The 26005-nt window shown below is 45.9% G+C and carries 18 protein-coding genes and 1 other annotated feature; of the genes, 15 read left to right on the top strand and 3 right to left on the bottom strand.

What is annotated here, in order from left to right; genetic code table 11:
* Nucleotides 1–133: 133 nt before the first annotated feature.
* The 14 genes from B2U10_RS01890 (at nt 134) to B2U10_RS01825 (ending at nt 21691) form a co-directional block, all read left to right on the top strand.
* The gene (locus B2U10_RS01890) at nt 134–3181 is read left to right on the top strand and encodes a hypothetical protein (protein WP_290785278.1); all 3048 of its coding nucleotides are present in this window, start codon (nt 134–136) and stop codon (nt 3179–3181) included.
* The gene (locus B2U10_RS01885; RefSeq protein WP_035406415.1) at nt 3182–3928 is read left to right on the top strand and encodes a response regulator; all 747 of its coding nucleotides are present in this window, start codon (nt 3182–3184) and stop codon (nt 3926–3928) included. It abuts the gene before it with no gap.
* Nucleotides 3925–4947: a HEAT repeat domain-containing protein gene (locus B2U10_RS01880; RefSeq protein ID WP_290785275.1), complete on the top strand. Its 1023-nt coding sequence runs from the start codon at nt 3925–3927 to the stop codon at nt 4945–4947. The genes B2U10_RS01885 and B2U10_RS01880 overlap by 4 nt, the downstream gene beginning before the upstream one ends.
* A complete protein-coding gene (locus B2U10_RS01875) occupies nt 4937–6370 on the top strand; it encodes a glycosyltransferase family 2 protein (protein WP_056062594.1) in 1434 nt (477 codons plus the stop codon). The genes B2U10_RS01880 and B2U10_RS01875 overlap by 11 nt, the downstream gene beginning before the upstream one ends.
* A gap of 27 nt (nt 6371–6397) precedes the next feature.
* On the top strand, nt 6398–7540 hold the full coding sequence (locus B2U10_RS01870) for an AI-2E family transporter (RefSeq protein ID WP_052018986.1): 1143 nt from the start codon (nt 6398–6400) through the stop codon (nt 7538–7540).
* 214 nt (nt 7541–7754) lie between these two features.
* Entirely contained in the window at nt 7755–9095 is a 1341-nt protein-coding gene (hemA, locus tag B2U10_RS01865) for a glutamyl-tRNA reductase (protein ID WP_290785271.1), read from the top strand.
* An 83-nt stretch (nt 9096–9178) separates the two neighbouring features.
* Complete coding sequence (gene hemC / locus B2U10_RS01860; RefSeq protein ID WP_056062591.1) at nt 9179–10105, top strand: hydroxymethylbilane synthase; 927 nt, start codon at nt 9179–9181, stop codon at nt 10103–10105.
* Nucleotides 10071–10775, top strand: coding sequence for a uroporphyrinogen-III synthase (locus tag B2U10_RS01855; protein WP_290785268.1), 705 nt, complete (start codon nt 10071–10073; stop codon nt 10773–10775). Before hemC ends, B2U10_RS01855 begins: the two co-directional genes overlap by 35 nt.
* Nucleotides 10772–11761 (top strand): porphobilinogen synthase, encoded by a 990-nt coding sequence (gene hemB, locus B2U10_RS01850; protein ID WP_035406433.1) that lies wholly within the window; start codon nt 10772–10774, stop codon nt 11759–11761. The genes B2U10_RS01855 and hemB overlap by 4 nt, the downstream gene beginning before the upstream one ends.
* The gene (gene hemL / locus B2U10_RS01845; protein ID WP_290785265.1) at nt 11758–13068 is read left to right on the top strand and encodes a glutamate-1-semialdehyde 2,1-aminomutase; all 1311 of its coding nucleotides are present in this window, start codon (nt 11758–11760) and stop codon (nt 13066–13068) included. Before hemB ends, hemL begins: the two co-directional genes overlap by 4 nt.
* 53 nt (nt 13069–13121) lie before the next feature.
* Nucleotides 13122–13351 (top strand) — a binding site (T-box leader).
* Between the two features lie 50 nt (nt 13352–13401).
* The gene (locus B2U10_RS01840; protein WP_396216306.1) at nt 13402–16038 is read left to right on the top strand and encodes a valine--tRNA ligase; all 2637 of its coding nucleotides are present in this window, start codon (nt 13402–13404) and stop codon (nt 16036–16038) included.
* Between the two features lie 54 nt (nt 16039–16092).
* On the top strand, nt 16093–17325 hold the full coding sequence (locus tag B2U10_RS01835) for a bifunctional folylpolyglutamate synthase/dihydrofolate synthase (RefSeq protein WP_290785262.1): 1233 nt from the start codon (nt 16093–16095) through the stop codon (nt 17323–17325).
* A 79-nt stretch (nt 17326–17404) separates the two neighbouring features.
* The gene (locus tag B2U10_RS01830) at nt 17405–20986 is read left to right on the top strand and encodes a DUF5057 domain-containing protein (RefSeq protein WP_290751852.1); all 3582 of its coding nucleotides are present in this window, start codon (nt 17405–17407) and stop codon (nt 20984–20986) included.
* Between the two features lie 18 nt (nt 20987–21004).
* The gene (locus B2U10_RS01825; protein WP_290751850.1) at nt 21005–21691 is read left to right on the top strand and encodes an ankyrin repeat domain-containing protein; all 687 of its coding nucleotides are present in this window, start codon (nt 21005–21007) and stop codon (nt 21689–21691) included.
* 49 nt (nt 21692–21740) lie between these two features.
* Here B2U10_RS01825 and B2U10_RS01820 read toward each other — a convergent pair whose 3' ends face one another.
* From B2U10_RS01820 to B2U10_RS01810, 3 genes are read right to left on the bottom strand one after another with little or no spacing between them, the layout of a single operon-like run.
* On the bottom strand, nt 21741–23312 hold the full coding sequence (locus B2U10_RS01820; protein WP_290751847.1) for a type II secretion system protein: 1572 nt from the start codon (nt 23310–23312) through the stop codon (nt 21741–21743).
* Nucleotides 23313–23330: 18 nt separating this feature from the next.
* Nucleotides 23331–23951, bottom strand: a complete 621-nt coding sequence (locus B2U10_RS01815) for a PilW family protein (protein WP_056062568.1) — start codon at nt 23949–23951, stop codon at nt 23331–23333.
* Complete coding sequence (locus B2U10_RS01810; RefSeq protein ID WP_035406451.1) at nt 23914–24441, bottom strand: prepilin-type N-terminal cleavage/methylation domain-containing protein; 528 nt, start codon at nt 24439–24441, stop codon at nt 23914–23916. The genes B2U10_RS01815 and B2U10_RS01810 overlap by 38 nt, the downstream gene beginning before the upstream one ends.
* Nucleotides 24442–24634: 193 nt before the next feature.
* Between B2U10_RS01810 and B2U10_RS01805 the strand changes: the two genes are divergently transcribed.
* Nucleotides 24635–25999: a G5 domain-containing protein gene (locus B2U10_RS01805; protein WP_290785259.1), complete on the top strand. Its 1365-nt coding sequence runs from the start codon at nt 24635–24637 to the stop codon at nt 25997–25999.
* Nucleotides 26000–26005: the final 6 nt, after the last annotated feature.

Raw genomic sequence — 26005 nt, 5'->3', positions numbered from 1 at the left:
TGAGGGTTTAAAGTAATCTAAAAATAGTATCTAATTATTTCCTTACAACATTTTTGATTTCCATTATATGAACATCATTTGATTCACGTTACAATGATAGGAACAAATTGTTCTAGTGGGAGGCTATGCCAATATGAGGCGTTATAAATGGACGTTCGCAATCGTCGTCTTACTCGTTCTGACACCATTTGCCATTTGGTTCTTGAAGCAGGAAAAGACATTAAACATTGCGCTATTTGATTACACGAACGGAACGGAAGAGCGAGAGCATGCCGGAACGACGTGGTTATTGAATCACTTAAAGATCCGAAATACGCAAGGGCAAGATTATACGTATTCGGACTACATCAACCGTTATGATGGTACACAAGGTAAAAAAATGTTACGACAAGCCTCTAAAGCAGATGTGCTGTTGTTTACGGATACGTACGGAAAATCATATGACGTCAACGGGAAAAAAGAACATCGTGGTGGCTTGACGACAGAAGACGTCGAGCTCGCAACTGAAGCGATTTCGAAAGGGAAAACCGTCGTGGCGGAATTTAATACAGCAGCAAGTCCGACGTCAGTCGAGCGGTCCAATGCGTTTCGACAATTATTCGGGACGGCTTGGACAGGATGGATCGGTCGATTTTTCCCAGATTTAACAAAACTGCAAGGTCTTGAGAAAAACGTCGTAGCTCAATTAAAAACACAAGCGAAAGAAAAAGAGTTCAAACTATCAGGTCCGGGTTATGTTTTTATTAATGATTCGACCGAAAAAGCTTTTTTCGTCAATGATGACACTCCTTTACTTTACAAGTGGGATCAAAATAAGGGGAATGCAAAAGATGAGGTCCGTTATAACTACTGGTTCGAGATTCTTGAACTAGATGGCGGGAAACAACAAGCGCATTTCTCTTGGAACCCTTCGAAACAGACACAAGCAATGCTTCGAAAATACCAGTTGCCGCTTGAGTTTCCAGCGTATGTCACGCAAGGAAGTGGTCACTATTTTGCTGGTGATTATACGGACGTCGCGGATATCCCACGTTATTATCGATACAGTGGTCTCGATTGGTTCCGCAAACAGTTCATCCTCGATAGCGCGGAAAGTGAATCGGCGTTCTTCTGGAAGATTTACGCCCCGACGCTGACGCGGATTCTTGAGGATACGAAACGGATCTCGACACAAACTGCGAAAGTCAAACCACTTTCAAAAACGAAGGTCGGTAACCAAGAGTTGCGGACCCGAGCTCGTGAAGGACAGGACACACTTGAGATGTATCTAGATGGTGAATGGAAGCCGTACTTCGTTAAGGGTGTCAACATTGGACTTGGTCGACCAGGTGCATTTCCTGGGGAACATGCCATCAGCCGAAACGAATATGATCGTTGGTTGAAGGAAATCGGAGCGATGGGGGTCAATACGATTCGTGTGTACACGTTGCACCCTCCTGCTTTTTACGATGCATTAAAAGCTTACAACGAACAGGCGAAACAACCGATTTATCTCATGCAAGGCATGTGGGTCGAAGAGAAGCCGTTCGAGGAACTAAAAAATGCATTCGATCCAAAGTTCATGAAGATGACAGATACGGAAGCAAAACGAATGGTTGATGTCATTCATGGAAACGCAGTCGTTAAAGAAGTTGTTGGTCATGCTTCCGGAACATACACTTCAGACGTCTCACAATACGTTTCAGCATTCGTCTTCGGAATCGAATGGTTACCGGAAGCTGTCGTTGAAACAAATAAAAAGAACAAAGGAACACGTTTCGAAGGACAATACGTAACGACGACGAAAGAAGCGTCTCCTTTCGAATCGTGGTTAGCAGGTCGGATGGATACGGCGACTGCACACGAAATCAAAGAGTACGGTACAACACGACCAATCGGTTCGACGAACTGGCCGACGACGGATCCGTTGAAACACCCAAAAGAGATTGAGGAAGAACAGGACCTCGTTTCCATTGATTTCAATCACTTAAAAGCAACGAAGGATTTCCCGGGTGGCTTGTTCGCGTCTTACCACATCTATCCATACTATCCTTCGTTCATCAAGGAAGAGTACAGTCAAAAAACGGACAAAGGATCTGAATCGTATGCCCGTTACTTGAAGAAGATGAAGGATTATCATGATATGCCGCTACTTGTATCAGAATTCGGAATTCCGAGTTCTCGCGGGAAGACGCACCTCGGACCAAATGGTTTCGATCAAGGGCATGTCAGTGAGAAGAAACAAGGCGAACTCGTCGCACAACTCTATCAAGACATTAAAGACGTCAAAACAGCCGGTGGACTCGTCTTCATCTGGCAAGATGAATGGTTCAAGCGGACGTGGAACACGATGGATTATGATGATGCCAATACGCGTCCCCGTTGGTCGAATGTCCAGACGAGCGAACAACATTTCGGTATGCTTGGTTTCCTGCGTTCAGATATCGTCATTGACGGGAAATTGGATGATTGGAAAGGGTATGCACCAGTCGCTGAAAATAAGGATCAAGCGATATATATGACATCCGACGAAGCCTATCTCTATTTGCGTATCGACCGGAAAAAAGCAGAGCCGACGACACTTGCGCTATCGACGAAACCAAACGATGGGAATACGAAAGTCGGTCCGTTGATGCTTGATGAAGGAGCGGAATATCGCCTGACGATCGATCAGAAGGCGCGCATCGATGTCGATGCTCGTTATGATATCTTCCGTTATCACTATGGTCTCAAGATGCCGTTTGAGATGGTAAAACCACCGTCTGATCAAAAAGACAGCGGTAAGTTCGTTCCAATTTATCAAATGCTCGATTATGCAAGACGCGACCCGGTGACGAAAAAAATCGTCAAACCAGCCGTAAAGTGGGACACGGGTGTTCTACATGAAGGAGAACCAGACGATATCTTGACAGATATCTCAGATATCACGAAACCAACCGTAGAGCTCCGTATTCCATGGATGGTCTTGAATATGCGAGACCCTAGTAAACATGAAATCATCGGTGACTTCTGGAAAGATGGATTAGAAGCGAAGATGATTACGGAAGGAATCGAAGTCACAGGTCAAGTCGGTGAGACACGTATCCCTGAAAAAGATCGTGGTTTCTACAACTGGGCAGAGTGGACGAATCCGCAACAGCGAGAAGAACTGAAACCTGTCTATCGGACGATGAAAAAAGCATTCACTGAGGGAGGAAATTAAATGCGACGTGAAGAGATGTGGAAATTAATCAATCAGTCGTTTGAATCAACAAGTCAAGATCGTGAGGTCAGTTCGACGATTGAATGGACGGAAGAAACCGTCCGGCAATCGTCGACGAATACCTTGTTCGTGCACACAGTCGGACAAATGCCGGAGGCGGTCAACGGATTGATTGAAGAGGGATGGTGCGTGCGGACGGACATTTCTTATGCCGATGTCGTTCTCGCAAGCGAACCTGTCATCGAGGAACGAATTCCCGTCGTGTATTTTAATACAGAGACTTCTTTCTATGGTTTAGAAAATGCGCGAGAAATTCTACCGGCGACACTATCGCGGGAGCTTGTCCTTGACCGGCTAGCGCGTTATAAAAAAATCCATCATATCGCGGATGTCGTCGTCGTAACGGAAGATCCGCATATCCGTCGGATGATGGAACGGGAACTGACGGAACGCTTCGAACGGTTCGTAACATTCGAACGAGCAGAGACATTCCTTGACGAGTACGTAGCATCCCGTCCGTACTTACTCGTGTTTACGTCAGCATTACCACGAGCAGATGGGCTGGAATTACTACTGCGAGCAAAACATCAGAGTGTCGCACCGTTCCAATCGATGATGATTTCGATGTACAACCGTGAACGCGATCATGTTCTTGCGATTGACCGAGGTGTTGATTACATTATGACCCTTCCGTTAAAAATCGAAGAATTCCGCGCGTGGATCCGAAAAGTTGAGGATGGCCGATGATGCAGGCGATTCTAGTATTTATCGTTGTACTCGTTTTCTTACAAGTTGGAGCATTGGTCTATCTCGTCGTTCAAAAACGAAAACGTGCCAACCGCGAGCATGCCCGTAGCGATTGGCAACTTGTCTTTCGAGATGACATCTACGACTATGCGACAGGTGAACGTCAGGACATGCCGACGGTTCAAAAAGGAAACGAGGATTTAGCTGAGCTTGAACTCTTCGCACTATCCAACTTAACAGCAACACCGGCACATCTCGAACGAGTGCAAGCTTTTGTCGCTGCTAATATGCATGCCTATTACGAACAACAATTGAAGCATCGCCGGATTGACCGTCGCTTGAACGCTTATGAGGCCGTCTCTCAATTCCGTTTGGTAGCAGTCGCACCGATGATTCATGCGCGTTGGGGAAACACGATTGAAAAAGAAGAGAGCGATGTCATCGTTCGGACCCTCGTCTCACTATCACCGCAAGATGCGATCGCCATCGCCAAGCAAGAAAATGGGATTAGTTTCTTCGGTGCGATTCTTGCGGTCGGTCGTAGTCAAGACTTAGAGGAATGGGTGGCTGCGTTTGAAGAATTGACACTGTCCTTTAAGTTAGCGATCCTTCAGTTGATCTTTGATCGCGATGAGACACGTTATATCGCACTCGTTCGTGACAAGACGACAGATGAAAATCCGGAAATCCGAAAACGTGCCCTTCGTGCGCTCACGCGAATCGGGCTTGAGGAGGACTGGAAGTTATATGTGCCTTACTTGGAAGAAGAATCAAGTTGGGTTGAGCAAATGCTTGCCCTTCGTTTCCTAGAACATGTCGTTCCAGCCGATGCGATACCAGCGATCTTACCGTTTGTCGGTAGTCGATCGTGGTGGGTCCGGACGGCTGCCTTTGATGCGCTGCTTGCTTGTGGCGGGATCGAACAATTGGCAAAGGTATCAAGTACACACCCCGACCGCTATGCGCGTCAAAAAGCTACAGAACGGTTGGCAAAGGAGATGAAACATCATGTCGTCTGAGACAATCCAAGCCATTATTGAAGTCCTTTCATGGACAGTGTTGATTTATATGTTACTCGTCATCGTGTTCTATTCGATGCTTTACCTGATTTCAGCTCAAATGGTGCGACGGCAACGCTTCCGTCGGAAAGAGAGCTCTTACTTGCCACTGATGCGCTCTCTCTATACACGGCCGGTCAGTATCCTTGTACCAGCGTACAATGAGGAATATACGATCGTCTCGAGTGTCCAAGCTTTGCTAGCACTTGACTATCCGGAGCATGAAGTCATCGTCATCAATGATGGTTCAAAGGACGGAACGATGGACGAATTGTTCCGATCGTATGAGCTGGAGAAGGAAATCCGCTATCCGAGGATTCTAATTGGTTCGAAGCCGGTCAAACAAGTCTACCGTTCGCGGATCGATAGTCGTTTGATCGTTATCGATAAAGAGAATGGTGGAAAGGCGGATGCCTTGAATGCCGGTATCGACCATTCCAGTTATCCGTATTTCTGCTCGCTTGACGCGGATTCGATTTTAGAGCGGGATGCCCTATTAAAAGTCATGAAACCGATCGTCGAGTCCGACGAAGAGGTCGTCGCGACATGCGGTTCAATCTTCCTCGTCAATGGCTGTACGATTGAAGGTGGTGAAATCGTCGAGATTCGGACACCAAAACAACGGATCGTCTTGATGCAGATGATTGAATATTTCCGAGCATTCTTATTTGGTCGCCTTGGACTTAGCCGTTTCAACATTTTATTGATTGTCTCTGGTGCGTTCGGTCTGTTCCAAAAGAACATCGTTGTCCAGGCAGGTGGATACAAGGAAGGACTTGTCGGCGAGGACATGGAACTTGTCGTTCGTTTGCACCGATACATGAAGGAAAATAAACTCGATAAACGCATCGAGTACGTTCCGGCACCAGTCTGCTGGACGCAAGCTCCGGAGTCAATGGAAGTATTACGGTCACAACGAACACGTTGGCACCGTGGGCTAGCTGAGACGCTCTGGACCCATAAGCGCATGATCGGTAATCCGAAGTATGGTTCTGTTGGTGGCGTTTCGATGCTATATTTCTTTTTGATTGAATTACTCGGACCTATCGTTGAACTGATCGGATATTTCATTATTCCGCTCAACCTGCTCGTCGGGACGCTTAACTTTGAATTTGGTATCGTCTTATTGGTCGTCGCTTTACTCTATGGTTCCTTATTATCAGCAGGTGCCGTATTATTGGAAGAGTGGACGATGCACCGATTCAAGAACGTCAAAGAATTGATTCGGTTGTATTTATGGTCCTTGACCGAGTCGTTCTGGTACCGTCCGATTTTAGTCTTCTTCAAACTAGGTGGATTGATTCAATTCTTGACTGGTCGAGGAAACTGGGGACAGATGGAGCGCCAACGTCTCGAAGACGTCACCGAGGAAAAAGTCGGCTGACGAATAGGTATGAGGAGGATATGCTAGGTGGATTTGTTACGAAACAAATGGTTTAAAGCATTAATTTGGGTATTAGTGATTTTTCTTGTCATCTGGGTCGGTACAAAGATCTCATTTTTATTCCAGCCGATAAAAGTCATGCTGGCATTGATCTTCCCACCGCTCATTATTGCGGGTATTTTCTATTACTTCACGCTTGGGATCGTAGATGCGTTGCAAAAACGAGTCAAGAAACGTGGTCTTGCCGTGTTGATCGTTTTACTTGGTTTCATCACGATCCTGACGATCGCCGTCGCTTCAATCGGACCGATCTTAGTTGAGCAGGTGACAGATTTTGCAACGAGCATTCCGACGCTCGTCATCGAATTGCGTGATCAAACGTTAAATTTACGCGATCAGCTGATGGACAATCGTTTTATCTCGACCTGGGTACATGAGAATACAGATTTATTTGATAAGTGGACGAATGAAGCAACATCGTATGTCGGTACCGTCTTCAAGTCCGTCTCGACGTCCGTTGGAACGATTTTCGGTGTCATCTCTTCGACGGTCTTAATCATCGTCTTAGTGCCGTTCATCTTAGTGTATATGTTGCTTGACGGGTATAAATTCCCTGACTCCGTCGTGAAATTGTTACCGCGTAGCTACGAAACGGAAACGCGTAAAATTCTGCACGACATGCACGTGACAGTGAAGCATTACGTCAACGGACAGGTCATCGTCTCAATCTGCGTCGGTGTGATGTCCTTGATCGGCTTTTTCATTGCTGACATTCAATATGCGTTATTACTTGCCTTATTCTGTACGGTGACGAACATCATCCCGTATCTTGGACCTTACATCGGTGCCGTCCCGGCAGTCATTGTCGGATTCATTGATGATCCGATCAAAGCGGTCTATGCGATCATCACGATCGTCGTCGCGCAACAAATCGAATCGAACTTGATTTCTCCTTACGTTCAAGGAAAAACACTCAAGGTCCATCCCTTGACGATCATCATCGTTTTGCTCGTTGCCGGGAAAATCGGTGGCATCATCGGTGTCATCTTGGCAGTTCCGACCTATGCGGTCTCAAAAGTCGTCATTCAGAACATCGCTCGGATTTATCGTTTACGTCAGCAACGTCTCGACGTACCGGACGTGACGGTATCACCTGAATCGTTGAAGTAAAGTGTAACCCTCTGCTCTTTTTAGGAGCAGAGGGTTTGTGATTTTTACGGGAGAGGGATAAGGTAGAAGAAGAGAAAAAATGAAGAAGATTTCACAACTTCGACTCATTTTAGTTTATAAATTGATTGGAATCTTTTTTATAATGGTTATAATGTAGGATAGAGAACGAAAAGATAGATCGGAACGAAATCTTTGGACGTAAGGGGTAGAGCGCATGCATATCGTAGTGGTCGGCTTGAATAACAAAACAGCGCCTGTATCAATACGCGAACAAGTCTCATTTGGGGAGCATGAGATGAAGGGAGCGGTCGTCGCATTGCGCGATGAAAAAAGTATCTTTGAAAGTGTCATCGTCTCGACATGTAACCGGACGGAACTGTACGTCGTGACGGATCAGCCACATACAGGACGGTATTATACAAAACGTTTCCTTTCAAACTGGTTTGGTTTGACGATGGAAGAGCTCGAGCCGTATCTCTTCATCCATGAAGGATTCGATGCGATGAAACATCTGTTCCGCGTGACAAGTGGTCTTGATTCAATGATCGTCGGTGAAACGCAAATCCTTGGTCAGGTCAAGACAAGCTTCTTCATGGCACAGAAGCTTGAAACGACAGGAACGGTCTTTAACAAACTCTTCAAAGAAGCGGTCACGCTCGCCAAACGGGCTCACGCAGAAACTGGAATCGGTGAAAATGCCGTTTCTGTCAGTGCTGCTGCCGTCACGCTTGCCGAACAGTTACTCGGATCGCTTGAAGATAAATCGATTGTCGTCATCGGTGCGGGAGAAACTGGCGAATTGACGACGCTCAACTTATATGAAGCAGGAGCTCGTGACATCACGGTCTTTAACCGGACGCTCGCCAAAGCAGAAGAGGTCGCGAATCGGTTCGAGGGATCAGCGCATTCGATTAACGAGATGCAGTGCGGTTTGCTTCGGGCAGACATCGTCATTTCTTCAACAGGTGCAAAACGTGCCATCATCAAACGGGAAGACATCGCAGCAGCACAGCTGTTCCGTCACGATCGTCCATTCTTGTTGATTGACATCGCAGTACCGCGCGACATCGAACCGACCGTTGGTGACTTGCCAGGCGTTCATTTATATGATGTCGATGATCTGACATCGATCGTCCAGCAAAACATGGCGGAACGGATGAAGGAAGCGGCGAAAATCGAACAACGAATCGAAGCGGCAATCGCTGAGTTCGAAGGGTGGATGACGACACTTGGTGTCGTGCCGATCATCACGGAATTACGAGACCAAGCATTGCGGATTCAACAAGAGACAATGCAAAGCTTGGAACGGAAATTACCGGAGATGTCAAAACGTGAAAAAACCGTCATTGGTAAACACATGAAATCCATCATCAATCAATTGTTGCGTGAACCGCTATCTTACATCAAAGATGCGGCAGCGAAACCGGATGCTGATGAGCGGATTGCGCAGTTCATGGATACGTTCGCATTAAACGAAGACTTGTTTGATGGGCTCGAAGATGAAATCGTGACGTCAGAAGAGACGACACCTTCAGCAAAAGCTGTGAACCGGTGAACAAAGTACGATTTGTGTTACAATAGAAAATGCATGGGGCGGACTTGTGCCGCCCCTTTATCATTGTACAGGGGGATTTTAGCATGCGAAAAATCATTGTTGGATCGCGAAGCTCGAAGCTAGCGATGACACAGACGAAATGGGTCATTGACCAGTTGAAACAAGCCGGCGCGCCGTATGAGTTCGAAATCAAGAACATCATCACAAAAGGAGACCGCATTTTGGATGTGACGCTCTCAAAAGTCGGTGGTAAAGGGTTATTCGTAAAAGAGATCGAACAGCAGATGATTGACGAAGAAATCGATTTTGCTGTTCACAGCATGAAGGATTTACCGTCTGAACTACCGGATGGTCTCATCATCGGTGCCACACCGGCACGTGTCGATGCGCGTGATGCCTTGATCACGAAAACAGGAGAAGGTCTTGCTTCCTTGCCAGAAGGTGCGGTTGTCGGCACGAGCAGCTTACGTCGTGGATCACAATTGCTAAAACTCCGCCCTGATTTAAAAATCGAATCGATTCGCGGGAACATCGATACACGACTTGATAAATTAAAAAATGGTCCGTTTGACGGGATTCTGCTTGCAGCAGCTGGTTTAAAACGGATGGGTTGGTCTGAAGATGTCGTATCGGAATATCTTTCAACAGAAGACATGATTCCAGCTGTCGGTCAAGGAATCCTCGGTATCGAATGTCGCGAACATGATCAAGAAGTACGTGATCTCCTGCACCTGATCCATGATCAGATGACAGAAAAAGTGGCATACGCAGAACGCGCTTTCCTAGCAGCCATCGAAGGTAGCTGTCACGTTCCTGTCGGTGGATTCGCGACGATTAACGAAGACATGTCAACGACACTTGTCGGATTCATCGGATCCGTCGATGGGGAGCAAATTCTAATCGAGCGCGAATCAGGTCTTGACCCGATGCATCTCGGTCAAGACGTTGCCGAACGTCTGCTTGCTTCGGGCGGTCGTGAGATTCTCGCAACACTTCCGGATGACTTGTAAGCAGGTATTGTTCACGGGAAGTCGACCACCGACGAACGAGCAGATGGCGCGACTGCGTGACGTCGCAATCGAGTCGGTGCATTATCCGGTCATTGAAACGCGACCTGTTTCGTTTACGTTGCCGAAGGGAATTGATTGGCTCATCGTGACGAGTCCGAATGGCGTCCACCGGGTTGCTGATGCATTGCCTGAATTAGCAGAAACGCGTATCGCGGTCGTTGGACGAAAGACAGCAGATGCACTTGCGAAGTATGGTCGAACAGCCGACTTTTGTCCGTCAACCTTTACAGGAGACGCACTCGTCGCGGAACTGGGACCACACTTGTCTGACGGCGATCATATCGTTTTTGCGCGAGGGAACCGATCGCGGCAAGCACCGGTCGATCAGTTACGAAAACTGAATCGATATACGATCGAGGATATCATCACCTATGAAACCGTCACCCGTCGACTACCTGAAGCTCTTATCAGAAATGCCACCTATATTGGACTGCAGAGTCCTTCCGCTGTCGAAGCGATTGCTCCGCTAGACCTGAAGACGACCTTCATCGTCATCGGGACGATCACGGAGCAAGCAGCAAAAGCAGCCGGACTTCAACCGATTCATGTCGCCCGTGAATTCACGGTGGACGGCATGATTGATCGTATCATTGAGGAGGAATCAGCATGAACACATTAGAATACGCACGTCACCGTCGTTTACGTCATACCGCATCACTCCGGTCACTCGTCCGCGAGAACCAGTTGCATAAATCGGATTTGATTTATCCGATCTTCGTTGCTGAAGGCGAAGATATTAAACGCGAAGTCAGTTCGATGCCAGGCGTCTTCAACTTATCACTCGATCATCTGACGGCTGAGATTGAAGAAGTCGTCGCACTCGGAATCGAATCCGTCATCTTATTCGGTGTCCCGCACGACCACTTAAAAGACGAGCAAGGATCAGGTGCGTTTCACGATCACGGGATCGTTCAAGAGGCAACACGTCTCGTCAAAAAAGTTGCTCCGCAGCTAACGGTCATTGCCGACACATGCTTATGTGAATATACGTCGACAGGTCACTGTGGAATCGTCGCGGACGGAACGGTCGATAATGATGCGTCATTACCGCTTCACGTCAAAACAGCCATCTCACAAGCTCAGGCGGGTGCCGATGTCATCGCTCCATCATCAATGATGGACGGATTCGTCGCAGCGATTCGTCAAGGGTTGGACGAGAACGGCTTCAGCCATATTCCGGTCATGAGCTATGGCGTTAAATATGCATCTGCTTATTACGGTCCATTCCGTGACGCGGCAAACTCGGCACCAGGAGAAGGCGACCGGAAAGGCTACCAAATGGACCCAGCAAACCGTCGCGAAGCGTTCCGAGAAGCAACAGCGGACGTCGATCAAGGAGCTGACTTCATGATCGTCAAACCTGCGCTTGCGTTCATGGACATCATTCGTGATGTGCGCGAGCGGATTGATCTACCAATCGTTGCGTATAACGTATCGGGTGAGTATGCGATGGTCAAAGCTGCAGCCCTGAACGGCTGGATCGACGAAGAACGAATCGTCCTTGAGACGATGCTTGGCTTTAAACGAGCAGGAGCTGATTTAATTATCACCTATTTCGCAAAAGACATTTGTCGTTACCTGGAGGGGTCGAAATGAGCTTAATTAACCAGAACTCAAAATCAAAAGCAGCGTTCGAGCGGGCACTCCCGCTCATGCCGGGTGGTGTCAACAGCCCAGTCCGTGCTTATAAATCAGTTGGGATGACACCAATTTTCGCAGATCATGCGAAAGGATCAAAGCTCTATGATATCGACGGAAAAGAGTATATCGATTACGTCCTGTCATGGGGACCGATGATTCTCGGTCATGCCGATCCAATCGTCACATCAGCGATTCAAGAACAAGCGACGCGTGGCTGGAGTTACGGGACACCAACAGAAATCGAATCAGCGATGGCGGAAGTCGTCATCAGTCGTGTACCGTCGGTCGAAGTCGTCCGGATGGTCAATTCGGGTACAGAAGCGACGATGGCTGCCCTTCGTCTCGCACGCGGCTATACAGGTCGGACAAAAATCTTGAAGTTCGAAGGCTGTTACCACGGTCATGGGGACTCACTCTTGATTAAAGCAGGTTCAGGTGTCGCGACACTTGGACTACCGGATTCACCAGGCGTTCCAGCGCAAATTGCGAGCATGACACTGACGGTTCCTTACAACGATTTGGATGCTGTCCGGATCGCGTTTGAAAAACACGGCGACGATATCGCTGGTGTCATCGTCGAACCGGCTGCTGGGAACATGGGCTTCGTGCCACCAGAACCAGGATTCCTTGAAGGCTTACGGGAAATCACATCAGAAAACGGTGCGTTATTGATTTTTGACGAAGTCATGACCGGTTTCCGTGTCGGATTCCACTGTGCGCAAGGACACTTCGGTGTCACGCCGGATATCACGTGTCTTGGTAAAGTCATCGGCGGCGGAATGCCAGTCGGTGCTTATGGCGGACGTCGTGACATCATGGAACAGATCGCACCACAAGGTCCAATTTATCAAGCAGGTACGTTATCTGGGAACCCACTTGCGATGGCAGCGGGTCTAGCGACACTGACGCAATTGAAACCAGAGCACTATGAAGAGTTCGACCGGAAAGCGAGCCGTCTGTCTGAAGGCTACCTGAATGCTGCGGCGAAATATAACATTCCACTGACGACGAACCGTGCGGGTGCGATGTTTGGTGTTTTCTTCACGGATGAACGTGTCACGAACTTCGAAAAAGCGAAAACATCGAACCTTGAGATGTTCCGTTCGTATTATCAAAAGATGGCGGCGCGTGGTGTCTTCTTACCACCATCACAATTCGAAGGTCTCTTCCTCTCGATTGCCCATACGGACGAAGACATCGAACAGACGATTGAAGCCGTCGAATTGACGTTCAAGGAACTCCAAGTTGAGTTCGATCGTTAAGCAGTCTTGACGATTGCTTGAACTCTCGGCTAAAATGAATAAAGAAGAAAATGGCAACAGCGATGACGGGAAGAGTAATCCTGTATTCGTACCGGCGTAGAGAACACATCCTTGGCTGAAAGATGTGACGGACGAACAGGAGGAAGGTCACCCCACGAGCTGGTATCGTGAGTCTTACGAGCGATATCCGTCCTCCACACGTTACGTGGCTCGAGGGCATCCGATGTTGGATGAACTAAGGTGGTACCGCGGAAAAAAGCAACGGCTTTCTTTCGTCCTTAGCATAGGACGAGAGAAGCCGTTTTTATTATGGACAAAAAGGGAGCGATCAGGATGCAGGAATTATCAATGCCAACGAAATATGATCCGCAGGCAACGGAAGAAAAATGGCACGACTTTTGGTTAAAGGGAGAGTACTTTAAAGCTGATCAAGATCCGGAGAAAGAGCCGTACACGATCGTCATTCCACCACCGAACGTCACAGGTAAATTACACCTTGGTCACGCTTGGGACACAACATTACAAGATATGCTGACGCGGATGAAACGGATGCAAGGGTTCGACGTCCTGTATCTACCGGGAATGGACCATGCTGGAATTGCGACGCAAGCAAAAGTCGAACAAAAACTGCGAGCAGAAGGGAAATCACGTCTTGAAATGGGTCGTGAGAAATTCCTCGAGCAATCTTGGGCATGGAAAGAAGAGTATGCGTCAACGATCCGTGCACAATGGGCAAAACTCGGTCTTGGACTCGATTACTCGCGTGAACGCTTCACGCTCGACGAAGGGTTGTCAGAAGCAGTTCAAGAAGTCTTCGTTAAACTTTACGAAAAAGGCTTGATCTATCGTGGCGAATACATCGTTAACTGGGACCCAGCGACGAAAACAGCGATCTCGGATATCGAAGTCATCTACAAGGATATCGAAGGGGCGTTTTACCACCTCAGCTATCCACTGACGGACGGTTCAGGTCATGTTGAACTAGCGACGACACGTCCTGAGACGATGCTTGGTGATACAGCGATTGCCGTGAACCCGAAGGATGAGCGTTACGCTCACCTCGTCGGAAAAACGATCACGTTACCAATTGTTGGTCGCGAGATTCCGATTGTTGCGGATGAATATGTCGACATGGAGTTCGGTACAGGTGTCGTGAAGATTACACCTGCACACGACCCGAACGACTTCGAAGTCGGTAACCGCCACGAATTACCACGTGTCCTCGTCATGAATGAAGATGGAACGATGAACGAGAATGCAGGTAAATACGAAGGCATGGATCGTTTCGAATGCCGGAAACAAATCGTTGAAGATTTAAAAGCAGAAGGTGTTCTAATCAAAATCGAACCACACTTGCACTCTGTTGGTCACTCGGAACGTTCAGATGCAATCGTCGAGCCGTATCTCTCATTACAATGGTTCGTCAAAATGGAACCACTCGCGCAAAAAGCACTCGAGGAACAACAAGGACCAGACAAGGTCAACTTCGTTCCACAACGCTTTGAAAACACATACGTACGCTGGATGGAAAATATCCGTGACTGGTGTGTTAGCCGTCAACTGTGGTGGGGACACCGGATTCCGGCTTGGTACCATAAAGAAACAGGCGAAGTATACGTTGGCAAGGAAGCACCAGCCGATCTCGAGAACTGGGAGCAAGACAACGATGTTCTCGATACATGGTTCTCTTCAGCCCTTTGGCCGTTCTCAACGATGGGTTGGCCGAATACGGACGCAGCAGATTATCAGAAATACTTCCCGACATCGACACTGGTTACGGGATACGACATCATCGCCTTCTGGGTATCACGGATGATCTTCCAATCGTATGAATTCACGGGACAACGTCCATTCCAAGACGTCTTGATCCACGGATTGATTCGTGATTCGGAAGGACGCAAAATGTCGAAATCCCTCGGAAATGGGATTGATCCGATGGATGTCATCGAGAAATACGGTGCTGATTCACTGCGTTGGTTCTTAACGACTGGATCGACACCAGGCAACGACCTCCGCTTCTACTGGGAAAAGATTGAAGCAACGTGGAACTTCTCGAACAAACTATGGAACGCAAGCCGTTTTGCCTTGATGAACATGGACGATTTAACGTTTGATCAGATTGATTTGACAGGCGAAAAATCACTCGCAGATAAGTGGATCCTGACACGTTTACAGACAACGATTGATGACGTGACACGTCTATCGGATAAATATGAGTTTGGTGAAGCAGGACGTATTCTCTATCACTTCATCTGGGAAGACTTCTGTAACTGGTATATCGAGATGGCGAAGTTGCCGCTCAATGGAGAAGACGAAACAGCGAAACAAACGACGCGTTCGGTTCTTGCCTATACACTCGACCGGATCATGCGCTTGATGCATCCATTCATGCCGTTCATCACGGAAGAAATCTGGCAACACTTACCGCATGAAGGTGAGACGATCACACGTGCCGCATGGCCGACACGCGAAGCGTCACTCGACTTCCCGGAAGCTGTTCCAGCATTTGAAGCGGTTCAGAACGTCATCCGTTCGGTTCGTAACATCCGCGCGGAAGTGAACGCACCGATGTCGAAACAGATCCAACTATTCATCTCGACGAATGACGCACGTGTTCAAGACGACTTGTCATCAAACAGCTCGTACTTGCAAAAGTTCACGAACGCGTCTGAACTCCGGATTGAAGAGCAAATGCCAGCGCCAGAAAAAGCGATGAGTGCGATCGTAACGGGAGCAGAATTGTTCATCCCGCTCGCAGACTTGATCAACATCGAGGAAGAAATCGCGCGCTTGAATAAAGAACTCGTCAAGTATACGAAAGAAGTCGAACGGGTCGAGAAAAAACTCAACAACCCTGGCTTCGTCGGCAAAGCACCAGCACATGTCATTGATGAAGAAAAAGCGAAAGCACTTGATTATACGGAAAAACGTCAAGCTGTCGAAGCACGCATCAACGAACTCTCACACTAATTACAGCAGTGGCTCAAGTCTCCTTGAGCCACTTTTTTTAAAGGAGCGAACAGCATGAGGACGCGAGAAGATGTATTGGATTGGTTATCGAGCTTACTAGCATTCGGCGTCAAACCAGGTCTTGAACGGATGCAAGCGATGTTACTGGAATTACAGATTGACCCGGACGCGATTCCGACGATTCATGTCGCCGGAACGAACGGAAAAGGATCGACGGTTGCGTTCTTGCGTGAGATGGGGGTTGCGGAAGGATTGCAAATTGGGACATTTACGTCACCGTACATCATTCAGTTTGAGGAACGGATCATGTTGAATGGGGTACCGATCGCAGAAGACGATCTTGTTACAGCTGCCATCGCGGTTCAAGATGCCATCAGGCACATCGATCCGACACTCGGTACAGTCACTGAGTTCGAAGCATTAACAGGACTTGCTTTCTATTATTTTGATCAGATCCGTCCGGATTTCGTCATCTATGAGGTCGGTCTCGGTGGACTGTATGACTCAACGAACGTCTTTAAAAAGCCGGTCGCAGCAATCATCACATCAATCGGTCACGATCATCAAGCGATTCTCGGAGATACGCTCCAAGAGATCGCCTTACAGAAGTTCGGCATCATCAAACAAGGGACACCGGTCATCGCCGGGAAACTGCAAGAAGAACTGACGGTGCCGTTGATGGCATATTGCGGCGACCGAAATGCAACGTTGAAATGGAGTCAGGAAGCCATCATCCGTTACCGCTTAAAAGAGACGGGGACTTGGGCAACGTACGATGGGATTCCAGAGACCCGCTTAGGTCTTGAAGGCCATCATCAAGTTCATAATGCGGCGAACGCCGTCATTTGTGCGCGACGTCTCGGATGGTCGAAAGCGGCGATCCGAAAAGGGCTACGAGAAGCGAAACATCCAGGTCGATTTGAAACCATCTCACGCAAACCACGAATCATTCTCGATGGTGCGCATAATCCGGAAGGCATAACGGCACTCGTTGAACGGTTAAAGGAAGAATCAAAACCTGTGACGTTGCTCTGTTCGATTTTGCGTGACAAAGACCGGTCGGCGATGCTTGCGCAGTTAAGCAACGTTACACCAGATATTTACGAGACGACATTCGATTTCCCACGAGCAAGGACACTCGATGAGTTAAAACAAGACGGGGCTAATGTAACGACGGTCGAAGAGTTCTTCGATCAATTAGAGATGGACCGGACATACGTCGTGACGGGATCACTTTATTTCATCAGTGAAGTGCGTCATTATTACGCTTCCGTTTTTACAAAATAGGGAAAATCCTGATTCTCTCGTTATAATGAAATGGGGGAGTATAGTCCCATATTTCAATGATACGATGAGGAGACGATAAATGATGAAACAGTGGGTCCGTCTAGCCTTAGCTACCTTACTGATTTTTTCAAGTTTTACGTATATACAGGAGCCACATTCAAAAGCCGCAACGGGTGAAAAGTTTAAGGTTTTAGAGATTCGTGATGAATGGTCAACGACGAATCGGATTGATCCGGGAACCAAAATCACTTCGTTATTGACCGGACTTGATTCAGCGCGTTTTGATGTTAAGAAGATGACCGTCAAGGAACTTAACGCTTCACGTTTTCCGTTAGATGGAGCGTTTGATGCAATCGTTTTTGATCCTTCAATCAATAGTAATGATCAAGAGAAATATTCAATTAAATTATCTGAGTTTGATAAAAGAAATCATAATACAAGTAAAATCGAAAATGATATTACACGACTAAAAAGTAATGAAATCCTCAATGCATATGTTCGAAAAGGACTACCAGTGTATCTGCATAAAGATATCTTCACGCATGATCAAAGTAATTTCTCAAAGGTCTTGAAGAACTATGTGTCGACGCAAGCAACTGTTTCTTACGAAAATATCAATGATGTCATTAACTCATTGAAGCAAAAAATCAATGTGCGTCCCCGTATCTCGAATGTGACAGTAAAGCAAGCAGGTAACACATTGTCGTCTATCGGTTCGATAGCGGTTCCGAATCGACCAATTGAGTTTAGTTATACTCTTGATCAGTCGATAACTGATACTATAGCGACACTTTATATCGATTTTGACAGTAATGATCAGTTCGATGAATCAGAAAAAGTTGATGAATTACCAGCCGCAGCTAATGGGAAACTTACCTATACATTTGACGTTCCGAGTTATACAGGACCACGACAGTGGATGATTCGAATCAATAAAAGCAATGGATTGTCAGACTATAAGACAGGTAGTTTTTTAATGAAAGATCAATTAGCTGAAGCAAAAGTACTTCAGGTTCTTGGAACGAGAGGAACTGGTTCTCTTCTAGATAATCTAAAAGGAGAAAATTTAAGTAAAAATGATTTTTATAATTTTAATTTAAATGTCATAGATTCAGCTAAATTTTCGAGTGAAGTAACTTCAAAAGATTTAAATGCTTCATATGATATGTTGATTTTCGGATTCCAAGATTCTTATGGTACTGCTAGTCTTACTGACCTGGCATTTGATAAAGTTAAGTCATTTACGAATACGGGACAGGGACTCATGTTGACACACGATACCATCTTTAGATCAAATGTAAAAAATGCGCCAACTCGCTGGGAAGCAGACTACGCTACAGCATCGGGTCAAACCTACTATACAAATATGGGGTTTGCAGCACCTAAAAAATCCACGAAAGCCATTCGACAAAATGAAGGGCAAATGACATCATTTCCTTTTGCGTTAGACAATGAGATTTCGATTGCGCAAACACACAATCAATATTTTGCTCTTGATTTAGAACAACCGGATTTAATACCTTGGTATAATATCAAGGAAACAGAAGCAAATACGGAGACTGGTAGGACGGTAGGAGATGCTCGAAATCACTACTATATGTACACCAAGGGAAACATCACATATTCAGGTGCTGGACATACCTCTTCTTTTACAAATGTAGGGGAGCAGAATCTATTTACCAACACGATGTATCGTGCCTTTATCGGTGCGAATCATAAACCTTTAATCAAAAGTCTTTTACCATATGACAAATCAAGTTATCTTGAAAATGAGCCTTTAGCAATCTCATACCAAATAAACGACTACGATCTACAAGATCGTGAGTTGAAGACGCGCATCTATATTGATGATGAGAAAGTGTTTGAAAACAATAAGTTGAAAAACAACTCATTCGTCAGTCAATCGTTTGAATCGAAACTTAAAGGAAAAACGAGCGTGACGATCCGAATTGAAGCAGAAGATCAACGGGGAGCAAAAACGATTGAGACACGGACCATCCAAGTCGTGCGTCCGGCTGCATCCGCACCATTCGTCCTGTCCCGTTCGATTGATCCAGCAACGATTCCGAAAGGGGAAACAGCCGATATCACCTATACCGTCAAAATGTCTCCGATGATGCAAAAGGATGCCATCGGAAACAATGGATACATCATGGGTCAGTTCTCGGTGACGATGGAAAATATTCTGTTTAACGAACAATTCCCGAGTAACCTTGAAATCTTATCGGCGACGGGGCTGACTGGGACGAATATTACCGGTCAGACGATCAAAGGAAATCTTCCGGACATCGAATATGATGAGGCAATTGAAGGCGTTCATAAAGGGGAATGGATCGCGAATCAATCGGAAGTGACGTTTACTGTCAAAGTACGTGCGAAAGATGCCGCAGGAGTTCATTTACTTGATAAAAAAGACAACACGTTGACATCAATAAAAAATATATATCGTGATAAAAAGAATGGGAAAGATAAATCGACGACCGTCGCAAATGATCCACAAGCTTTTCCGACGATTGGTTATGCACTGACACCATCCTTTGCGACAAGTGTGAAGATTCCATCCGTTAAGATGGATATCACGACACCATCTTATAAAGTCTTGCCAGAAATTAATCCTTCAGGCAGTCAATATGGCGCATTAAAATGGTCGATTGTGGATTCGGAAATCGCATCGATTGATGAAGCCGGTGTCATCAAACCGAAAAAAGTCGGAACGACACAGATTAAACTCGTCGTACCAGTCGGAAACGGAAAAGAGTTGACAGCGACTTCAGAACTCGTCATCAATGATGTATTTGGAGGATTAACCGTTCAAAATATACCGGATACATTATATGTGGGAGAGACAAAATCAATGTCAGGAATTGCTTCGATGGTATCAGGACGAAACACACCGATTCAATGGATCATCACGAACGATTCTCGTGTGACGACGAATGGCTTAACTAAAAATACGTTGGAGCTGACAGGAAAGACGCCAGGAATGGTCACGGTCAAAGCGGTTGTACCTGCAACAGCCGGAAGCTCAACTTATCTTGCTCAGTCACAAGAGTACACGATCCAAGTCAAGTTACCGGAACTATCGGTCTCCCCAAATAATCTGGAACTGTGGGTCGGATCAAATCAAGACGTGACAGCGACGTTTAAACCAAGCTATCTATTACCATTTACGACTTCGACTGTAAGTGGTGCGATTGAGTTGAAACAGACGGCGTCAGGTTATACGATCATAGGTAAATCCGGTACACCAAATGGACCGGTCGAAGCGTTACTCACGTTAACTGATTTCCCGGATACAGTCGCGAAGACACTCGTTCGGGTACGCGAGAACCCACTCGATCTGACAGCTGATGATATCGCAATGACGATGAAAGATGATAAAAAATCACCGGTTCTGCGCTGGTTCCCAGTGACGGCGACGGAGCGATTCTATCGCTTGGAAGTCCTTCAAGGTAAGGAATACGTCAAAATTGATGCAACAGGGCAAGCATTGCAACCGTTGCGTCCAGGTGTGGCACGTATCAAGGTAACGGCATTAAAAGAGCATAAAGAGGTACTCGAAGTCATGAAAGATAATCAAAAAACACCACTAACGACGACGTTCAAGGTAACAATTGGTTCTGAATCAGGAACATCAGACTTGGATGGAGATGTTTACTAAGAAGTGGGGACGCGAGATATGAAACGCAAACGAATCATTGCCGTTCTCTTGATTTTGATCATCATTGGAGTTGGGGGAACGGTATACGTCACAAAAGCGAATCAACACGCAGCACTTGAACAAGGACTACGTTCAGAAAAGCCAGAACGACTTGCTACAGCGTTAAAGGATGCCTCTTTATCGACAAAGGAGAAAAATCGTTACATTCGTCGATTCCAAGAAACACTCGCCTTTGACAAGGCGAAGCTTCTCCTTGACGAACAGACCGTCCAAAATAAAGCGAACTGGTTTTATGCAGCGCAATTCACACCGCGTAGTACGGTAGCTGAATGGTTGGCACAAGGTGCAAAAATCAGTCAACTGAATGCGCAAGGTCAGTCGGTCCTTCATGTCGCGACAAGTGTGAATCGATCGATTGATGTCTATACGCTTCTCGTGAAAAAAGCTTCAAAAAAAGAAATCAATCGGATCGATGACTTCGGACATACACCACTCTTTTATGCCACACTGGATCAAAACGATGCGGCGATTAAACTGTTATTGCAAGCAGGAGCTGATCCGAATCGTGGGAAAGAGAAACCAGTCTATGAAACGGTTAAACAAAATCGAAAAGATTTGTATGTGATGTTACAACAGAATGGTGCAACGGTAGAAAAGAACAAGGTGAAAAAGCTTGTTAAACAATACCGAGCAACGAAATTTTAATCAAAAAAAGAGTCGTTCGTCGCTGACGAATGACTCTTTTTCATGCTCCTTATGGTTGAATACGTTTTGGTGTTTCAACATACAATTGGACGGCTCGGTTGAGTGGAAGTAGTGCAGTAGGGTTTTTCAATACTGTCGCATCATACGCCATGCGTAGACGGGAAGCTTCGAAGTCCGGTGATTTGTTGGCGACCATCAGTTTTTCGAGCTCCGTCACGTTTGCAGGGAACGCATTTTCAGGTAAATTCAGTTTCCCACGGTAAGCATTGACTTCGAGTTCTCCTTTCGTGAAGATTCCTCCACGTACATTCATCGTCGAACCAACAGAATAAATCGTATTTTTTTGATCGTCGTCACTATATAGAAACGCATTTAAATCAGGTGTAGTCGTCTGAGGCGTCGAAAATTTATTGACGCGGTTAATGACAAGATTTCCTTTACTAAGTAAAATCAATGTATTTTGTTTCGCAGTTGAAGTCAGACCTTGAATGTTTGCGTCATCTAGACGACTCGTTCCAGTCGCATAAATCGTCGTTGCAAATCCAACATTTCCTCGAATCAGTAAGTTGCCAAGAACAACGAGAGGACGCTTGATCTCGAGCGGCTGTGTCAATGGATTCAAGGAAGAAATCGTTAAATTGCCGTTAATGATTAAAGGTTCGAGTGTTTCTTGAACAAGATCATCTGTCAATGTCACAGTATTGTCTGTATTCAATGCTGGACTGATCATTTGTCGCTTCGTATCAAGTTCTGTTAAAAATGGTCCCTTTAATATAGATTGTGGAATTGAAGAATTTTTTAATGCAGAAGCCACTTGCGTAAAAGGCGTATTCACTGGTAATTTCAAGAAATCGTTCAACGCATAGTCGAAATCGAACGGAACTAATGTTTCTTTCGTTGATACTAGCTCCGTTGCACCTTTCGGATCAAAAATCGTTTTATCACACACGAGGTAATCCCTACACTTTAATAATGGCTGAGTCTTCTCTTGGAAAACGCGTACCTGACCTGCGATGTAGGGAAGTGCTTTAGTATTAGTGAAGGTACCATCCTCATTATTGTATTTGAATATCGGGGTCGCAGTTGCTTGCAGGGCGTTGCGAGAAAAAATATTACCTTCGATCAAGGGAGCACCATTTAAGATGACTTGATCATCTGAGCCTAACGTATAGTACAAAAAACTAGGAATGGCAGATAAATAGACACGTTGTCGATACGTTTTTTTTATTGTCGGCTGGTCGCCTTTTTGTTTTGAAACTGTCGCTGTTAAATCAAACGCTTTGACCCGGACATTTGATGCGGTTTCATTCAGCTTGACGGTCACGTTCGGAACAATTGTTTTTAAGGGTAAAACGATAGAATTATCGAGATTCTCAAACAATGCTTGAGAAGAAGTCGTTGGTGAAGTCCCGGTCGTCTTAGAGACGATGTTTTGCAGGGAGGCGACTGCTAAATCAAGATCATTTTGTGTCGTCGTCTCGACATCGATATCTGTCTCACGGATTTCAGTTAAGCGATTCGACTGTAAGCTGATACCGATCGTCGCAACAGCGAGAACGGACAGGACTGTTAAAGTCACAAGAACGAAAAGTAATGTATAGCCTTCTTCGGATTTACGCATACCGTGTTCCTTTCTGAGTTAAAATCCAATCGTACTCGTGAAGGTCTGAACTTCCTCATGATCTGTCGATTGAATTGTAGTTGTAATCGTTAAAATACCGTGAATAACGTAGCGACCCGGATACGTTCCTGATGTAATGGTTTGATACTCCGGACTCGATAACTTGAAAGTCTGTAGTAATTCAGTTTGGTCGTCGATTGACTGTGTCGCTGATTCATACGTTAGTTCGGTACTGTCCAATGTTTGTTCTGCAAATGTATAACGGACTGGTCTCGCTTTCTCTTCTGAAGAAGATGATTCTTCTGTTGCGTCAAAAGGTTCGAATCCACTGGCGCGTTCAAGTAATCCAGTATCGGCGTTCAAGACAGGAAGTGATCTTTTATAAAACGATAATTGTTTTGCTTCATCGACCCGAATTGCATCAAATCCACTGATTTCATTTAAGATGATACCGACTCGACTATCAGCTTCACTGCGTAGTTCACTGATGATCCCAGTTGCCCGAAAGCTTTTCGTACCCGAAATGAATACGGTCAAAATGACCGCACTAAAGATCGAGGCAATGACGATCGCAACAAGCAATTCGACAAGTGAGAATCCATCATTTTGTTGTCGGAAAACTTTGATTGAGCGTCGCATTCGTAATCGATCCTTTCAATGACGTAATCGGTTCAGATGTACCTTCTATATAGACGAATACATGTAGGTCAAGAAGATTTGGATTAACGACTCCTTCTATCTTCCGAGGTGTCACACTGTATTTGACGTCAAAGGCAATATTATTGATTTCAGGATTAGTAAAGATTGATGTACATATAGCCGATAGTCCACAAGAAGGAGACGTGGGCTCGGGAATGACATAGTTTCCATTTAGATAAGTGGCTTTGTCTGCTTGTGTAGATAGAGAACTAAAAGCGAATGGTTCGTCACGTGTCGCTTCTAAAGCTTCTCGCTTGATATAAGATGTTGCATTTTTTGCCAGATAATTCGCGAACGTCAACTCTGTACTGTCACGCGAAGCAGCCAGGGACTGAGAAAAAATACTGATAAGAGATACCGATATGATAGATAAAATCGTAATACTGACTAGTACTTCGATTAGCGAAAAACCGCCTTGCTCGCGATGCATGGATTCACCTCTACTTCATGATAGATGAGAATGAAAGGTCCTCAATGATTTTTCTAGAAAATCAAAAACAGCACCTATTCACAGATCATGAAAGGATTTGTCAGGATAGGACTTATGTTTCATCATAATATTCATTATAATGGAAATACTAGGCACCTGAAATGATTAAATTCATACAGAAAGGAAACAGATGATGATTAATCCAAAGCGTTTTGTTATACATACACTCTTATTACTTGTACTTGTAGCCCTGATTTACGTACCATCGTTTGCCTTGATTTCCTTTACCGGTAAAGCAACGGCACCTACGACATTTTCTGAGACAGCACGTATTGGATCGGTTCCAGTCAGTGGCATGGATCGAAAGGAAGCACAATCGAAAGTCGAGAAAGCGATTACGGAGTGGACGAAGAAAACGCCGCTGTCAACTGGAACAGGAGAAGAGACGACACCGATTCCAACAGAAGTCGTGAAAATCAACGCTGATGACTCTGTAAAAAAAGCTTCTTTGAAAAAAGGCGGAGACTTGATGGTTGCGGTAGACGAAGCGGCGCTTGAGAACTTTCTGGCGTCACAGCCAATCAGTTACTCGGATGAGCAACGCCTTGCTTTTAAGACATGGTTAATTGATACGAGTAAAACGTTACAGGAAGAGAACTTTGATCCTGCTCAATCGGAAGCTGCAGTCGATCCGGCAGGTGAGGTCGTATCGACAGTATCATTCTCGACGCGGTCTGCCGCTGAAGAACAGATGATCACGGCGATGATGAATGTGGAGATCAAGCCGGGACAATTAATGAATGTCAAGACGTACGGTATGGATGCGGTCGCGGGATCATATGTTGGCAGTAAGTTATACGAACTGTTCGCAAAGACTCCATTTGAAATCGTCGAACGGATGCCACATACGTCATTACCAGACGGCATCACACTAGGATATGACGTCAAAATTGATGAGAAAACAGATTTTGCCGTTCGTAATACACAAGCATCGATCTATCGTGTCGTTGCGACACAAAACGGAAGTGATGTCACACTTGAATTGCAAGGCACGCCGTTCAAAGAAACGGTTACGACCGTCCTTGAAGGCGAAAAATCGATTCCGTTCCGGACGATTACACGTTATTCTGCAACGCTTACGGCAGGAACGACAAGTGATACTCAAGCGGGAGAGGACGGAAAGTCAATCGAAGTCTATCGCGTGACGAAGACGACTCAAGGTGAGAAAAAGCAGTTATTATCCCTTGATTTCTATGCAGCAATCCCAGCAATCATCACAAAGAGTAGTCAAGAAGAACAAGCACCTGTCGTCGTACCTGAACCGGAAGACGACACGAACTCTGATGATTCGACGGATACGAATGATTCCAATGATTCAACGAATACAGATGAGACAGACGATCAAACGACGGATGAACCGCAGACGGACGGAGTTGAGACACCGGATACACCAACGTCTCCGACAAGTCCGACGACACCCGACACACCGGATAGTAATGAAACGGGTGACCCTGCTTCACCAGTAGAAGGTGAAACAACAGGGGAACCTGTCGGATAAGAAGGA

It is taken from the genome of Exiguobacterium sp. UBA7533 (assembly GCF_002479335.1).
Lineage (GTDB): Bacteria > Bacillota > Bacilli > Exiguobacteriales > Exiguobacteriaceae > Exiguobacterium_A.
Note: the sequence above shows the minus strand (reverse complement) of the source record. Positions and strands in the feature narration are given on the sequence as shown.